This window comes from Prosthecobacter sp., assembly GCF_034366625.1.
Taxonomy (GTDB): Bacteria; Verrucomicrobiota; Verrucomicrobiia; order Verrucomicrobiales; family Verrucomicrobiaceae; genus Prosthecobacter.
Window position 1 is genome coordinate 169,999 of the sequence record NZ_JAXMIH010000019.1, and the last position, 15,110, is coordinate 185,108.

General features: G+C 60.1%; 17 protein-coding genes. 8 read left to right on the top strand and 9 right to left on the bottom strand.

The genetic code is table 11. The annotated features are described in order from the left end of the window. Position 1 precedes the first annotated feature (1 nt). Entirely contained in the window at positions 2-427 is a 426-nt protein-coding gene (locus U1A53_RS19640; protein ID WP_322283555.1) for a hypothetical protein, read from the bottom strand. A gap of 229 nt (positions 428-656) precedes the next feature. On the opposite strand from U1A53_RS19640, the gene U1A53_RS19645 reads away from it, so the two are divergent. From U1A53_RS19645 to U1A53_RS19660, 4 genes are all read left to right on the top strand, one after another. Then, on the top strand, positions 657-794 hold the full coding sequence (locus U1A53_RS19645) for a hypothetical protein (RefSeq protein ID WP_322283556.1): 138 nt from the start codon (positions 657-659) through the stop codon (positions 792-794). Positions 795-878: 84 nt separating this feature from the next. Further along, positions 879-1,469, top strand: coding sequence for a hypothetical protein (locus U1A53_RS19650; protein WP_322283557.1), 591 nt, complete (start codon positions 879-881; stop codon positions 1,467-1,469). A 164-nt stretch (positions 1,470-1,633) separates the two neighbouring features. Continuing rightward, complete coding sequence (locus tag U1A53_RS19655) at positions 1,634-1,870, top strand: hypothetical protein (RefSeq protein ID WP_322283558.1); 237 nt, start codon at positions 1,634-1,636, stop codon at positions 1,868-1,870. 219 nt (positions 1,871-2,089) lie between these two features. Further along, positions 2,090-3,655, top strand: coding sequence for a hypothetical protein (locus U1A53_RS19660; protein ID WP_322283559.1), 1,566 nt, complete (start codon positions 2,090-2,092; stop codon positions 3,653-3,655). A gap of 284 nt (positions 3,656-3,939) precedes the next feature. Here U1A53_RS19660 and U1A53_RS19665 read toward each other — a convergent pair whose 3' ends face one another. Beyond that, positions 3,940-5,091, bottom strand: a complete 1,152-nt coding sequence (locus U1A53_RS19665) for an LLM class flavin-dependent oxidoreductase (RefSeq protein WP_322283560.1) — start codon at positions 5,089-5,091, stop codon at positions 3,940-3,942. A 26-nt stretch (positions 5,092-5,117) separates the two neighbouring features. Here U1A53_RS19665 and U1A53_RS19670 point away from each other — a divergent pair, with 26 nt between their 5' ends. Further along, entirely contained in the window at positions 5,118-6,296 is a 1,179-nt protein-coding gene (locus tag U1A53_RS19670; RefSeq protein ID WP_322283561.1) for an ROK family protein, read from the top strand. 71 nt (positions 6,297-6,367) lie between these two features. Here the strand turns inward: U1A53_RS19670 and U1A53_RS19675 are convergent, their stop codons facing one another. Both U1A53_RS19675 and cls read right to left on the bottom strand, forming a co-directional pair. Next, on the bottom strand, positions 6,368-6,745 hold the full coding sequence (locus U1A53_RS19675; RefSeq protein WP_322283562.1) for a rhodanese-like domain-containing protein: 378 nt from the start codon (positions 6,743-6,745) through the stop codon (positions 6,368-6,370). 285 nt (positions 6,746-7,030) lie between these two features. Next, positions 7,031-8,476 (bottom strand): cardiolipin synthase, encoded by a 1,446-nt coding sequence (gene cls, locus U1A53_RS19680; RefSeq protein ID WP_322283563.1) that lies wholly within the window; start codon positions 8,474-8,476, stop codon positions 7,031-7,033. A gap of 27 nt (positions 8,477-8,503) precedes the next feature. Between cls and U1A53_RS19685 the strand changes: the two genes are divergently transcribed. Beyond that, positions 8,504-8,755, top strand: a complete 252-nt coding sequence (locus tag U1A53_RS19685; RefSeq protein WP_322283564.1) for a hypothetical protein — start codon at positions 8,504-8,506, stop codon at positions 8,753-8,755. A 41-nt stretch (positions 8,756-8,796) separates the two neighbouring features. Here U1A53_RS19685 and U1A53_RS19690 read toward each other — a convergent pair whose 3' ends face one another. The 3 genes from U1A53_RS19690 to U1A53_RS19700 form a co-directional block, all read right to left on the bottom strand. After that, positions 8,797-9,159, bottom strand: coding sequence for a hypothetical protein (locus tag U1A53_RS19690; RefSeq protein ID WP_322283565.1), 363 nt, complete (start codon positions 9,157-9,159; stop codon positions 8,797-8,799). A 205-nt stretch (positions 9,160-9,364) separates the two neighbouring features. Further along, positions 9,365-9,778 (bottom strand): GNAT family N-acetyltransferase, encoded by a 414-nt coding sequence (locus U1A53_RS19695; RefSeq protein ID WP_322283566.1) that lies wholly within the window; start codon positions 9,776-9,778, stop codon positions 9,365-9,367. A 232-nt stretch (positions 9,779-10,010) separates the two neighbouring features. Continuing rightward, positions 10,011-10,472, bottom strand: coding sequence for a hypothetical protein (locus U1A53_RS19700; RefSeq protein ID WP_322283567.1), 462 nt, complete (start codon positions 10,470-10,472; stop codon positions 10,011-10,013). Positions 10,473-10,931: 459 nt separating this feature from the next. Between U1A53_RS19700 and U1A53_RS19705 the strand changes: the two genes are divergently transcribed. Continuing rightward, positions 10,932-12,326, top strand: coding sequence for an IS110 family transposase (locus tag U1A53_RS19705; RefSeq protein WP_322283568.1), 1,395 nt, complete (start codon positions 10,932-10,934; stop codon positions 12,324-12,326). 12 nt (positions 12,327-12,338) lie between these two features. Here the strand turns inward: U1A53_RS19705 and U1A53_RS19710 are convergent, their stop codons facing one another. Then, positions 12,339-12,896 (bottom strand): pyridoxamine 5'-phosphate oxidase family protein, encoded by a 558-nt coding sequence (locus U1A53_RS19710; RefSeq protein ID WP_322283569.1) that lies wholly within the window; start codon positions 12,894-12,896, stop codon positions 12,339-12,341. Positions 12,897-13,364: 468 nt separating this feature from the next. On the opposite strand from U1A53_RS19710, the gene U1A53_RS19715 reads away from it, so the two are divergent. After that, positions 13,365-13,592, top strand: coding sequence for a hypothetical protein (locus tag U1A53_RS19715; protein WP_322283570.1), 228 nt, complete (start codon positions 13,365-13,367; stop codon positions 13,590-13,592). A gap of 929 nt (positions 13,593-14,521) precedes the next feature. On the opposite strand, the gene U1A53_RS19720 is transcribed toward U1A53_RS19715, so the two are convergent. Beyond that, a complete protein-coding gene (locus tag U1A53_RS19720) occupies positions 14,522-15,052 on the bottom strand; it encodes a hypothetical protein (protein ID WP_322283571.1) in 531 nt (176 codons plus the stop codon). Between the last annotated feature and the right edge of the window lie 58 nt (positions 15,053-15,110).

A 15,110-nucleotide genomic window follows, 5' to 3' on the forward strand; every position in this document is an offset into this window, starting at 1 on the left:
ATCATGGACGGCCATGCTTTGCCCTGCCGCACTTGGGGCAGCATGTTCCCCTCAGATGCCTCTGAGGTGTTAGATGAAACATTCCATGCAGCGGGCAGAGGATCGCCACTTCGACCGCGTTTCCCAAGTAGTGGACGTGGGAGTAGTCGTAGCGCTCGCCGTGGATGTCACGGGCCTTGGCAGGGAAGTCGATGCCTGCGCCCCTTCGTGTGGATTCGCTATGTTTGGCTTTGCCGCATGTCGGACAGCCTTCGCCCCGCAGATGGTTGTGCGGTCGTTGCCAAAATTCCCCATGCTGCGGGCACACGATGCAGAGCTTCTTCACCGCGCCTTTGTATTCGGCTCTGGAGTAGTCGTAGAGCGTGCCATGAAGCAGCCGCGCCTGGGCAATGAAAAAGGTGATCTTGTGGGAGTGAAGCACTGCCATGGGATCGCACTGAGGAATGCGAAGCTTTCTCCTAAAGCGCACCCGTCAGTCTCGCAGGCCAAAGTTTCTCGGCACCCTTCTGGCAGGCTGCCTGTCTCAACAGCCACTCACGGCACCGGCTCGCCTGATCCTGGATCAATCCAGCGCACGACCTTGCCGTCGCGCACCGGGGCTTCCCCAGGGCCTGCTGTCAGGAATCGACTCCCGACCCTTTCTTGCATGGACTGGCATGAAAACACCCGCAGCCTCGACGACCCGCCGCACCCAAGGCTTGACCTCGGGCGGCTTTTTCGCTTCCATCGGCGCACTCATTCAAAATCCTTTCTTTCGTGAACGACCCCGTTTTACCTTGCCTCAACCCGGTTAATCCACAAAAAACTGTGAACGAATCAGATTCGCCCACAATTCATTGTGGCTAAACAACGTTCGCCTCACCCAGTAGTCATTTACCATGGATCGCCGCGCTTTCACCATTAATGTAGCCTCGAGTATTGTCGCTTCGATCGTCTTCGTTTGGCTTCTTGAGCCAACGCTCAAAGGCATCTGGCACTTGTTGTCGATCAGCGGCACGTGGATTGCGGCATGGCTGGAGAATCGGGCATTTATCAGCGCAGCGAAAGGGAAACGCGAATGGGTTTCAGTGTTAATATTGAGTTATATCCTAATGGGATCAGTCACCGTCATGTTCGGTCGGGATTTATTCTTGACGCTTCGCCGCCGAATCCCGAAAAAGGCCCTTACTGAAGAAGAGGCCAAACGCAAAACCAGAAATCACAGGCTTCGTTCGGTTTTCAATCATGTCGCGTTCTTGATTTGCGTCTTTATCGGCATTTTCATCCCGTTCGTCGATCTCCAACTGACCACATCTTTTTATCAGAGGCTTGATGCGTTGGCACCATACTTAGAACCACAGCAAGAGAAGATGCTTAGATCTCAATGGGCTTTGATGAAGACTCGACCGGACTACGAAAATATTAATCACGAATTGGATAGGCTCGCTTCCAAGGCTGGAATGAATCTTCCAGATCTCCTCTATCCCTAGACAGTATGAACGGGGGGCACATCGAAAAGGCCCAAAAAAACGGATGCAGGCAGGGGGCTCGAATGGCATCTGTCGTGTCATCGACGCGTCCCGCTCGCCGTCGCCTGATCCGGGTCGTTAGGCGACTCACACGCGGCATCTTTAATGTTCGGTTTCTTATTCATATGATTACACGAGAGCAATGGGGTTCACTTCACAAGCACGTCACTAAAAGACTGGAGACGGATGCCAAGTTCAGCATCAGCGACCAAACCCTCGAAAGTATGTTCGGCATCACGCATCCGTTCTGGGAGGACATGTGCGTCTTCGCCAATGAGATCGAGCGGAACTATACCGGAGACAAGCATTGGATTACGTCAGACGGGGAGCCGACAGAAATTGTTTACGCCCGCAAAACATGACGTGCTTTTCACCGTGCGTTGCGACACCGGCCGAATCGAAACCTCTACGTCGTCGATTTCCACGAACATGAAAGGGTCAGGGTTGATAGTTGACAGAATAGTCAGTTTGTCACGAATCGACTCCTGACCCTTTCATGCGTCGGGGAGGCTATGTGTAACTCCCGCCGAAACCGGCGAAGATTTGATTGCAATGAGGAACGAAACTTGAAAAAATGAGTCATGGCAGATAAGATCGACCAGATTGCAAAGAGACTGAATACGCTCATTAAGGAGCGTAAGACCGATTTTGCTACCCGTCTTGGAACCCATGATTCCGTTGACGGGCCGAACGCCGAACGCACGCTCAGCAACACTTCGCTTCTCCTTGAATCGCTCGCGACTTTCTACGGCGACCCCAAGTCCGAGTTTTTTCCGTCGGTCATCACCAAGGCCATCCACGACCGCTTGGTCCAAGTAGAGAGCACATTCGCGGGCGTTCCAGCTGAAGACCAGCCTGTCCCGGCAGACTCGGCATCAGGCCTGCTCAAACAGCTTGAGGAACTGTTCGCCTATTGCCTGCAGTATGGCCTGATCACCTATGGATTCACAGGCAAGATTGCGCAGGAACAGATCGAGTTGATTCGACGCACCCGCCAACAGGCCGAAGTGGCTGCCCGTAAAATGTTGGAGTTGGTCAATCGGCACGAATCGGAACTCACCAGCAAACTGGACACGTTTGGAAAGTCGCTGGCTCAGTCAGAAGCTGACTTCAACGCCAAAGTGACTGAGAGACTCAATGCTTTGCAACCAACGATCGATGGACTCGCGGCCCTCCTCGCAGCGGGGCAGACTGATTCAACAGAGATCGGGACGGTCTTGAAGTTGGCGACGGAGAACGCCACCGCAGCTGGAAAGGTGCGTGCTGATCTTGATGCCGCCGCCGCAACTGCCACCGCTGAGTTCACTGCCCGCAAGGCCACGGCGGATGCGGAGGTCGCGACTATCCAAAACCTTGGTCTTCAGGTGCAAAAGTTTGAGTCCGATGCCAAAACCATGCACCAAGCCATCACCGACGCGAGGGCGAAGATGACGGACCAATTGGCCCAGATCACGACGTTTTATGGAGAGATCGAGGCGCACCGTAATCAGATGACCGAAGCAGGAAAGGCGGCCCAATTACATCTGACCGAACTGGGCAAGAGCACGGAGCAGTCCGTTACGGATCTTCGCGAGCGCACCGATAAAGTCGTCAATACGAACGAGTCGCTCATCGACCAGATCAAGGATCACCTGCGAAAGGCAATCGGCGCGTCGTTGTTCACCGCCTTCGATACGCGGCGGCGGCACATCTCTTATGCCAGTTGGGTATGGGCACTTCTGTTGCTCTCGTCGGTCGGCGGGACAATCTGGTTTGCCTTTTGGTTCGTCGAACACATCGCCGTTCTCTCCGAAAAGGACAGGACAAGCATTCAATGGGCCTTGGTCTACGCCCGCCTCGTCATTGTCGCACCCTTGGCATTCCTCATCGCCTTCACCGCGAAACGGTATTCGAGTGAACGGCGAGCAGAAGAAGAGTGGGCGTTCAAGTCTGCCATCAGTATCAGCCTCGATCCGTTTCGCGACCTGATCGCGCGGATGAAAAAAGAGAATCACGAAACAGCCTTCGTGGAGAGCCTGGTCTCCGAGATATTTGACAATCCGACCAAGCGACTCTACGCCGCGCCGCTCGACAAGGAGGAGAAGGACGAGGTGGATATTCTTGGTATCGTGAAGGACGCGCTGGATAAGATCCCCAAGGCGAAATAACACGCGTCCGCGCCTGTTGAGCAGGAAAGGGCCGGGAGGCGATTCGTGACCACACCGACTGCTTCGCAGTCAGGCGGGCAGGCAGCGTTGCCGCAGATCGAGCTGGCGCAGGCGGAGCTGCTGTGCGCGGAGTGGGTGTGGTGATGGAGTGGAGGGGACTAGGGAAGAGGAGACGCGGAGACTTGGAGGCTGGATCGAAGCGAGGACGAGTTCGAGTAGGAGGACGAGTAGGAGTAGGACGGTGAGCGGGCTATGCCGCCTGAAGTTTGAAGAAGGCGGCGCTGTCATCTTCGCTCAGCCGTCGTGAGCGGAGTCACTGGATCGGGCACGCGGCGGCCCTGAAGTTCGTTCAGGCGGCAGGTGGGGAGATTGGGGAGCACATGCTTGGCGAAGAGGTCGCACTCGTCGAGGTGCGGATAGCCGCTGAGGATGAAGGCGCGCATGCCCATGTCCATGTAGCGGTTGAGTTTGGCGAGGACTTGAGCGGGATCGCCGACGATGGCGCTGGCGCAGCCGCTTCTCGCGAGGCCGATGCCGCTCCAGAGGTGGTCTTCGATGTAGAGATCGGTGCTTTGCGCACGGAGTTCGTCCTGGCGCTTCACCCCGGCGCTTTGACTGTCCTGCGAGCGTGCTTTGATCTCCGCACCTTTGGCGGCATCGAGCTTGGAGATGAGGCGGTCGGCGGCGGCGCGTGCCTCGGCTTCGGTTTCGCGGACGATGACATGCGCGCGGAAGCCGAAGTCGATCTGGCGACCATAGGCGGCGGCTTTTTCAGACATGACGCGCATGGTTTCGGCGATGCGGTCTTCGGTTTCGGGCCACATGAGGAAGACATCGCAATGCTTTGCGCACAATTCCTGCGCAGCGGGCGAGATGCCGCCGAAGTACATGAGAGGGCCGCCATTTTGCTGGTAAGGCTTGGCGGGTTCGGTGTTGGGGAGGGAGATGTTGTAGAACTCGCCCTTCCACTCGAAGGGGCCATCGGTGCGCCACAGGCCCTGGAGGATCTGGATGATCTCGCTGGCGCGGGCGTAGCGGACTTCGTTGCTTTCCTTCATGCCGGGCATGTCGGAGGAGATGATGTTGATGCACAGGCGGCCTTGGGCGATGTGATCGACGGTGGCGATGGCGCGTGCGAGCATGGGGGGCCAGACTTCGCCCATGCGGAGGGCGACGAGCTGATTGATCTGCGAGGTCTGCGGTGCCATGGCAGCGGCAAAGGCGAGCGCGTCCTGCCCGGCGATCCAGCCGGAGGGCAGCAGGATGTTTTGATAGCCAAGGGCATCCGCCTTCTTCACGATGTCGCCACAGTGCTCGTAATTCGAGCGGAGGGAGCCGTCCGGTACGCCGAGAAACTCGTAGTCGTCAGAGCAGAGCGCGGAGAACCAGGCGACTTCGCACTTGCGCGCGGGGGTGCGGATGGGTAGAGCACTCATGGGATGGATTTTTTACTGAGAGTGCATTGATCCTGCTGGACAGAACAACGAGCAACAGGCTTTTTATTCGAATGCGTAAAAACCCGGTCTTCCAACATGAAATGCTCGGAGCGGCTGTTTTGCATGTGCGCAGCGGACGTGCCACCTCCCGCACGACATTGGCCAGGGAACTGGGGATTTCGCCCTCCACCGTCGGGTTGTATGTGGACCAGTTGATTGCCGGGGGCTTTTTGAACGAGTCAGGATTGAACCAGGGGCCGATGGGACGCCCGCGGCGTATTTTGACCACCGTGGCGGCGGCGGGCTGGTTTGCCGGAGTGGAGTTCAATGCCCAGCGGATCCAGGCCGTGGGAGTGGACTTCTCAGGGCAGGTGGTGGCCGCCGTTGCGCAATCGCTGCCAGCGGAGGTGACCGCCGATCTGGTGATCCAGACGATTCTCACGCTAGTGAGGAAGCTGGCAGCATCGATGCAAGGGGCGCTGCTCTCGGTCGGATTAGGAGTCCCCGGATTGGTGGATGCCCAGGCCGGCGTGGGATTGTACTACGCCTTCATCCCTGACTGGAATCAGGTGCCGGTGGGCGAAAAAATCAGCGGCATGCTCAAGGTTCCCGTCATCCTGCAAAACAACCTGCGCGCCATTGCGCTGGCGGAGCGCTGGTTTGGCCTGGGGCATGAGCTGAACCACTACGTGATCTTGGGACCGCGCAGCGGTTTCGGCATCGCGATGGTGCAGGACGGCAAACTGATCGAAGGCGCGCATCATGCCGCTGGTGAGGTGGGCCGCTGGCCGTGGCCGCTGGACAGCGGGACGGGGAAACGCCAGGAGTTGCATCATGCGCTCAGCGCGCCGGCGACCTGGCGGCGGCTGGCGGGGGTGGGGCCGCAGGCGAAGCTGCCGGAGGATCTGCGCGCGGCACTGGCAGCACTGGCAGATGAGGAGGGTGCTGTGTGGGATGAGGTGTGCGCGGACTTTGCCAGGGTCATCGGCTGTCTGCATATGATCGCCGACACCGGAGTCTTCATCCTGCACGGTCCCCTGACGGCGCTGGGGGAGCGGTTCTGCGACTCGATTGTTCAGGCGGCGAATTTCATGATGCCCGCGTTGTCCACCGTTCCATTGAAAGTGACACCTTCGACCCTTGGAGACGATGCGGGCGCGCTCGGTGCGGCGAGTCTGGCGATGGAAGCCTGGGCGCCTCCTTGACGGCCGGAGCAGGCACGAAAAACCGGGCGGCGGGATGGTTCCCACACGCCCGGTCAGTAGAGTTTGCTGGATTATTTCTCCAAGGACTCTTTGGCGGCCTTCCAGCCGGAGATGCCAGCGGAGAGGTGCTTCACGTTGGTGTAGCCGAGTTCGCTGGCCTTGTTGGCGGCGGCCTTATAGGCGCTGCAGGCAGGACCACCGCAATAGGCGACGACGAGGGCACCCTTGTCAGAAGGGAGCACACTGGCGAGGCTGTCCTTCTGGGTGGCGAAGTTGACTGCGCTGGGGATGTGGCCGTTGGCATAGGAGGCAGCACCATTCACGTCGATGACGGTGACCTTCTTGTCGGCAATGGCCTGCTTGAGGTCGGCGATGCTGATGTCCGGGAACTCGGCGGCGAACACGGAGGAGGCGACGAGCGCGAAAGCGAGGGCAATGAGTTTCTTCATGATTGGGTATGGATGGGTTGAGTTAATGGGTGCGCTGGTTGACTGCGCGCGGCAGAGGCCCCGTTTTCCGGGGCAAAGGGTTCATGACGGGGAGAAAGACGGGGGTGACATGCGGCGGTTTCGTGTGACGCCAGTGTCCGTGGATTTATTCCCGGCAATCGAGATACCCGGCACGCGGCAGGACGAATCTGCGGCGAAGGGGAGGCTGTGGGGTATGCCCGGGATCATCATGGCTCAATGGAAACGCAGGTAGATACGTTTTGTTTAGCCAAAAGCTGCAACGAATCACAACGCGGGGATGAACAGCCGTGCGAAACCGTTGCGCAGGCGCTGCCGGACCGGGGCGGCTTCCAGCAGCTCACAGGTGATCTCGCGGCTGCTGGCGAGCTTGGCGTCCATCACCGCGGCGAGGCGGTGGCCCAGCTCGGCGTCGTGGCAGCCGATGTTGAATTCAAAATTCAGGCGCAGGCTGCGTGGATCCCAGTTGGTGGAGCCGAGGAAGGACCAGACACCGTCGATGAGGAAGAACTTCGAGTGGTCAAAGGGTGGAGGGGATTCAAAAATGCGGCAGCCGACGGCCAGGAGATCGGGATACAAGGTCTGCGCCGCCCAGGCGACGAAGGGGATGTTGTTCTGCGCCGGGGTGAGGATGGTCACCTTCACCCCGCGGATCGCGCACAGGCGCAACGAGGCCGCGAGCACGGCGGTGGGCAGGAAGTAGGGGGTGATGATCTTCACTTCTTCGCGCGCGGCATTGAGCGCGGCGAAAAAGGCGGCAGGCATGACCTCCATGTCTTCATCCGGACCATCGACGATGCCGATGACACTGGTCTGGCCGGTGCCTGTCAGATCGGGGAACCACAGCGGGCCTTCGAGCGCTTCGCCGGTGCAGAAGGTCCAGTCCTCGGCAAACACACGCTGGATCTGTGCCACGCATGGTCCTGTAACTTCGAAATGCAGATCATGCACCGGATGTGCGGGCTTGCGGGAGATCATGTTCCCCTCGCGGATGTTCATGCCGCCCGTGAAGGCGGTGCGACCGTCCACCACCATGATCTTGCGGTGGTTGCGCAGGTTCATCGTGATCAGGCGCAGGATCATGCGGTTCGGCATGAAGCGCCGCGCGTTCACCCCGGCCTTTTTCAGCGCCTCGATCACCGGCGGCCACGAGTAGCGCGTGCCCGCGTCATCCACCATCACCCGCACCTGCACGCCGCGCTTCACCGCGTCGGACAGCTCCGTCACAAATTCCGCGCCGATGCCGATGGCCTCGAAGATGTAGCTGGCCAGTGAAATGCTGTGCTGCGCGCCGCGGATCGCCGCCAGCATGCGCCGCATGGCCTCGTCGCCGTTGCACAGCGGGACCACGCGGTTGCCCTTGGTGAAGCAGAAGCGCGAGATGCGGTCCAGCGTGCGTGCGAGCTGCTGGTGCTCCTGCGCCGCGCAACTGCTGTCCGCCACGAAGGGCAGGGGATGCTCCGGCACTGGATCACGCCACGGCTCGTGGGTGCTGCGGCGGTAGTGCCTGCCGCGCCGCCGCAGGCTGTTGATGCCCAGAAACAGATACAGCAGCGGCCCGATCAGCGGCGAGAGCACAATGAGCGCCGTCCAGAACGCCGCCGAGCGGTAATCCCGATGCTGCAGCAGCAGGTGAACCAGCGCCAGCACCGCGCCGATGATGGAGACCACGGCCAGCGTCGCGGTCCAGTAGGTGAATTCGAATCCGAGCATGGGTCAGAATGGGCGGCTCATCCCGAAGTGCAAACGCGCCCTGCATCTGGTTGCGCAAGGCGTGGCGCGCAGGCCTGTTCGCAGCACCGTCAGGCTGCCCGCAGGGTGGAGCGAAGCGGCAGCCACCTGGCACGCATCATCGACGGCATGATCAAGAGCGGCAAAGCCTACGACGAAAATGAAGCCTTCAAAGTCACGCCCTCCAGCCAGGCCAGACGTCTGCTCAACCTGCACAAACAAGCCGCCAAACTCGGCCTCCAACTCGTTCCCGCTGTGTAACTCGATGTCTTGTTACTCAGGAGGAGGCGGCCGCATGTTCGTCATGTCTTCAAGCTCCCTCCGAAGGCAATCCTGCCTTGGGCGTCTGGCTCGTAGAGAATGTGGACGTTCCCGGCTGGCCGCCCGCAAACTCGCGCGACGCCCTCCGTCAGTGCGCGCACCTCGGTCTCCAGCGCCGGGCCTGTCGGTCGCTGCGCCTTGCGCACCGTGACGAACACAGAACGCCACCCTTCTGGGGTCGCAGTACCGTTTTCGGCATAGTGTTCCTGTGGCAGTGACCGCACGCGAACCCAAGTGCTGGCGGGTGGGCCGCCGAAGACCTGCGCTGCCATGTCCGCAATCTTTGCCGCAAGACCGCCGTCCAGTGACTCCGAAGTGATGATTTCGATGTCGACGATTGGCATGGTGTGCGTGCGGTGTGGCCTACCGTCCCGGATCAGGCGACGGCGAGCGAACGGAGCGAGATAGACAGCCGAAGGCAACCCGCAGGGCAGCGCCGGCGGGTGCTGGCAAAGGCGTCGATGACACGACAGATGCCAGACGAGCCGTTGCCTGCATCCGTTTTGTTCTTTGGTTGGTCTGTTGTCATTCTCATGTGGAACTCGGTGCTCAAAGATCCACCCCCATCGGCAAAGCGAGAGAAATCTCCTCGAATCCTCTAGAAGACCAAAATGCTCTGGCTGCCGAGTTGGTGAGCTCTACCAAAATGGTGGCGCGTAGAATCCCTGTCCCTCGCAAAGCAGCCAGACAGTGCTGAACCAGCACAGTCCCAATGCCTCTTCGTTGATGGGCGGCGGCAACGGCAAGATGGTAAAGATACCCTCTCCGGCCATCATCACCACAGAGCACCGCGCCGATGATCGCCTCTCCCTTGTCCACCGCAACGAAGCTGTGATGCCGCCTGCTGAGGAAACCCCGCAAAGTCTCGAAATCATCACCCTCGGCAACCTCGACACCAGATGCCTGCTGCCAAAGCTCTGTCGCTTGGAGATAATCTCCGATAGTCATTTGGCGAATGAGCATGAGATAGGTGGCGAGTGACTCCGTGTCTTGGGCGAACGCTTCGGATCAGGCGACGGCGAGCGAACCGAGCGGAGCGAGATAGCTTGCTGAAGGCAACCCGCAGGGCAGCGCTGGGGGGCGCTGGCAAAGGCACCGATGACACGACAGATGCCATGCGAGCCCCCTGCCTGCATCCGTTTTGTTCGCCCTCGTTCTCGCGGTGGTCGTGCTCATGGTGTCTTCGTGGTCTGTTTCATTGGCGCTTGGCAACCAAGTAGCCGAACCCGATGACGGATGTTATTTCGTGGCGTTTGATGACGACCTCGGGCGCGTAAAAGCCAATCTCAACAGTTCCGACATCCTTGCTTTCTTGCAACTTTCTGGCCAATGCCAAGCTGCTCTTCCACACGTTCTCCAACACTCCTCCAGGTTTGGAGTAACGGTCCGGCTTGATCGTGAAAGTCGCATTATTCGACAAGACCTGCACCGTTGTAACTGGCTTTCCATCCCGGGTCTCGCCCTTGTAGGATGGATCTTGATCGTCAGCGAGCAATGTTATACGCGTCGTGGATTTTTCGGCGACAATGACGATGACGCTGTCCTCAACGGTAACCTTCTTGACCTTCAGCAGTGTCACATTCGTATCTGTGGGTATCGCCGCCTGAATGAAACTGGCAAAAACGCAAAAGGCTAGGTGTGTGCAAAAGTTTTTCATAGGTGTTCAGTCTGCATGCTGAGTGCTTTGATGTCTGTAAAGCTTCGGTAAACGCTGCCGCTGAGGAGTGGGCGGCGCTGGAGTTGGGCGAACGACCAAGCTCAGCGACCCGGCCCACGGAACGTCACGATTGCAACAATAACGCGATGGCCGGGTTCGCTGCAGTGCATGGTTAGCGAAGGAACAGGGGCGGAGCCTTTGCCGGGCGGGGAGTAACTTGGGATTGCAACGGAGTGTGTGCGTGTTGAGCGTTGGATGTGGATGCAAGGAGCATAGGCCGACACGGCAATGGTGGCGCGGTGCTGAACCGCGGACCCCGTTGGTTAGCGTGGTCGCAGCCCCCGCAAGCCGGTCATTGGTGGCGATGCCCTTCACGGGGTGCCGACCCCGTTCAGGAGACTGTCCATGTTTGTTCGGCGGCTGCCCTTGCATTCATCCATCCAACCACAAGCCAAAGCCATGACCAAGCGCAAAAGACGACTCAACGCAAAGATCAAGGCCGCCAGCGCTGCTGCGGCCAAGCAGGGACTCAACACCATCACCCATCCCGATGCGGCAGGCATCGACATCGGCGCGGAGGAACTGGTGGCCGCCGTGCCTGCGGGCCGCTGCGCGGGCGACACGGTGCGCACCTTCAGCAGTTTCACCGCTGGTGTTGAAGCGCTGCGTGACTGGCTCATCACCTGCGGCATCAAGACCGCCGCGCTGGAAAGCACCGGCAACTACTGGGTCACCACTTACAGTATGCTCAGCGATGCAGGCATTGAGGTGTGCCTGGTCAATGCACGCCATGTCAAAGGCGTGCCGGGCAAGAAGACCGATGTGTGCGATGCGCAGTGGCTCCAGCAGCTTCACGCCGCCGGGTTGTTGCGGAAGTCCTTCCGTCCCGACAAAGACATCGTGCCGCTGCGCTACCTCATGCGCCACCGCAGCGAGATCATCGCCGAGGCCGGGCGGCAGACGCAGCTCATGCAGAAAGTATTGACCGAGATGAACCTGCACATCCACCATGTGTTCAGCGATGTCGATGGTGTCAGCGCCCAGGCCATCATCACGGCCATCCTCGCCGGGGAGCGCAATGCGGAGCGGCTCGCCGCCCTGCGTGACAAGCGCTGCCGCAGTCCGAAGGAGAAGATCATCAAGGCACTGCGCGGCGACTACCGTTGCGAATACCTCTTTGTCTTGGGCCAGTGCCAGCAGCGCTGGACGCAGTGCCTCGCCGCCATCGCCGCGTGTGATGAGCAGATCGCCGCGCTGGTCAAAGCCGTGTCAGGCGACACCACAGCGCCACCACCCAGCGCCCCGGCCGAGCAGCACCGCCTCCACAAGAACACCCCGGCCACGCTGCCCATCTACGATGAGGCGTTCCGGTTCTACGGCGTGGACCTCAGCGCCGTGCCCGGCGTCAGCGCCGGAGTGCTCGGCGTGCTGATGAGCGAGGTCGGCACCGGCAGCCAGATGAAGAAAGCGTTCCGTAGCGCCGAAGCGTTCAGCTCCTGGATGGGGCTGTGTCCCGACAACCGCATCAGTGGAGGCAAAGTGCTCAAGGCCAAAACCCGCAAGGTGCCCAGCCGCGTCGCCCGTGCCCTGCGCCTCGCCGCGCAATGCGTGGCACGCAGCGACAACAAGATCGGCGAGTTTTGCCGCCGTCTCAAAGCACGCCTCGGCAAGGCCGAAGGCATCGTCGCCACCGCGCACAAGCTCGCACGCATCATCTACGGCATGATCAAGAGCGGCAGCGCCTACGACGAAAACGAGGCATTCAAAGTCACGCCCTCCAGCCAGGCCAAACGTCTGCTCAATCTACAAAAACAAGCCCACAGCCTCGGCCTCCAACTCGTTCCCGCCTTATAACTCGAAGTCTAGTTACTCAGGAGCGTTGCGGTTGAATGCGGGAAGTCCATCAATGCTAGTCTGGTTCTTGGTCGCGCGGTATGCGTTGAGGTTATCCAGGCCTTGATTGGTAGCCCATTGGTCGAGCGTGTCGCGATGGTAGCGAAAGTCGTAAACTGGCACAGCCCAGCCGCAAGAATCCACGACACGAGTGACTGCGACGTGAATGAAGGCACGGGTGCCAGGGTTGGCTGGAAACAATGATTCCATCTCGGTGAATCTGTCATCACCGGGTGTGAGAACCGTGCCGTGCCCGTGCAGTCGGAGAATCTTGGGAGAGCCGGCAAAAGCACAAAACATGACAACGATGCGACCATTCTCGCGGACGTGGGCGGCGGTTTCAACACCGCTGCCGGTGTAGTCCTGATAGACCACTTCCAATGGTCCGAGCACGCGGAATGAATCGCCACCCTTGGGCGACAGGTTGAGGTGGCCGTCACGAGAAAGGGGCGCTGTCGCAACAAAGAACATGCGCTGCTCGGCTAGCCAAGCTGCGAGTTCGGAGCTGATGTTTTCGTATTGTTTACTCATGTCGCGCAGCAACGCCTAACAGTGTGGATGGTTAACAGATCGTGAGGTTTGTCAGCAGCTTTATAGCCGACGGTTTTATTGGAATATCACGGGTTTTTGGCTTCATGGGTGTCGTTTTAGCCGCACATGCCGTACTCAGGCAACAAATCTGTGGGATTGCGCCAACATAGGAGGGTAAATTCCATGGGTGAATATTCCAAGCCCTGAGCCAAGTCGTGAGGAGCGTTTACGCGGCACGATCCGGCTAAAACAATATTGATTCAGTCGCCTTCTCCGGCTCCTTCACCCTTCCGCTGCGCTCACGGGCTGCTCCTGCGTCGCAGTCTGTCTCGCGGCTATCCTCGCCGCTCGGCTCCAGGCAGACGGAGCTGTCTTATGTGCAGTGGTATAAGCAGTATGTGCGCTTCCAGGCCAAGGTGGGTAGTGATCTGGAAAACTCTGTGTGCAACGTGACGCAGGAGGTCATCTATGAGCTGGAGCCGCGCTGGGCATGGCGGGCTCATGCGGCTGGTGCGCCGCCGCTGGCTGGCGGCCCTGGCCAGGGCCGCGGCGATGAAAGGGCTGGTGGAGCCGGTGGCACGGCATGTCCGGGCGCTGTGCCGCGCTTGGCGGCGGCAGGCCCTGGGTGCGTGGCTGGTCGGCTGGCTGCCGGCGCCATGGCCCCTGACCGTCTCGGAACCGGCGCTGCCGGGCTGATGTCAAACGCCGTTCGGTATGACGAACGAGACAACGCGGCAGGCGGTGGGACACTCCGCCCATGAACGCGAGTTCTCCAAGTCTCCTCTTCTCCAAGTTTGACTCCATCGCTCCTCGCGCTGTCGGGGCAGGTGCCCCAGCCTGGCCGGCTGTCTCAAACGCCTCCGAATCCCTCGGCGTTTGTCCCAGTCTGGGTGGCAAGCGGGCAGGTCGCCTTGCAGGCGGTGCCGGGGGCTTGGTGAACGCGGCGGGGCGGTTTCACGCGCGAGTTTGCGTACCTGACGGACTGTCCGTCAAAGCTGACGGCTCATCCGTGCAAGCTGACGGACGGTGCGTCATGCCTGACGGACGATTCCTGCGTACGACAACTTCATCCGTGAAACCGGTTTTCCCTCTAGGCAGGGCCCAGGAGGCCGGATGGCAGGGGCGATTTTCACCGGAACCACCCGCAGCGGCGGGAAGAAGGGCGCTTTAATGGCCCTGTGGCCCAGCGGGGCGGCGTGGTCGTCCGGTCACACGTTGGAATCGACGGGGACAGGATGTGCCCGCTCCTTGGGGGAGGGCGCGTCAAGCGCCGGGAGGTAGGAACAAGGAGAGGCGCTTGCCAAGCGCCGCTCCTTGGTAGGGCGCGTGGTCCCTCACGCGCCGGGATGACGGTGAGCGATCCGCCGACGCAAAGCGAGGTGCAGCAGATCGCGAACAAGGTGGATGAATTGATCGTGATGCTGCGGCGGTAGGGAAGTACGACAGACACTCTTGTCTGTCTCGGGGTGGGGTGGATTGGCGAAAGCGATGGTTGATGGCGGTGACGATGGACCGACGGGCAGGAGTGCCCGTCGTACCACGGAGCTGATCGTGATGCTACGGCGGTAGGAACAAGGAGAGGTGCTTGCCAAGCGCCGGGGGGCGGCGGCTGGGGACCCGCCGCCTTACCAGACGAAAACGGAGTCGTCCTCAGCCGCCGGGGGCTCGTTGTCCCAGCGGTACATGATGGGGAAGACCGTGCGGTTGTCGCTAAACCAGTCGCTGATGAAGGGCTCGCCAAAGACCTTGAAGCCAAACTGCAGGTAGATGGGCAGGAGATGCGGCACGGTCTTGGCGATGAGGTAGTCGGCCCGGCTCCGGACGGCGTAATCATTCACGCCCAGGCAGAGGCGCAGCAGATAGGTGCCGGCGCTGCCATCTTTGGCGCAGACGCGGGAGGATTCCAGGCCCAGACCGTGGGTAGGCAGCGCGAGGCCTTGGGCCTTGGGCTCCAGAAACAGCTCGAAGGGCTGTACCTCATCGCTGCGCAGGATGCGGGCCATCGCCTGGATTTCCTCGTGCTCGTCAAACAGGGCGAAGTGATGGGCTTTCTCATCAAAATCATCCAACACCCGGTTCAACGTGCCTTTGTAGCAGTCCCGGCGGAATTGCTCGATCAGTTTCCTGTCGTCTGTGAAGCTCAATTCTCGAAGCATGCGCGATGTGAAATGTTGAGGCTGCCGATGGGGATGCGAAGGCTGGGGCAGGTCGTTT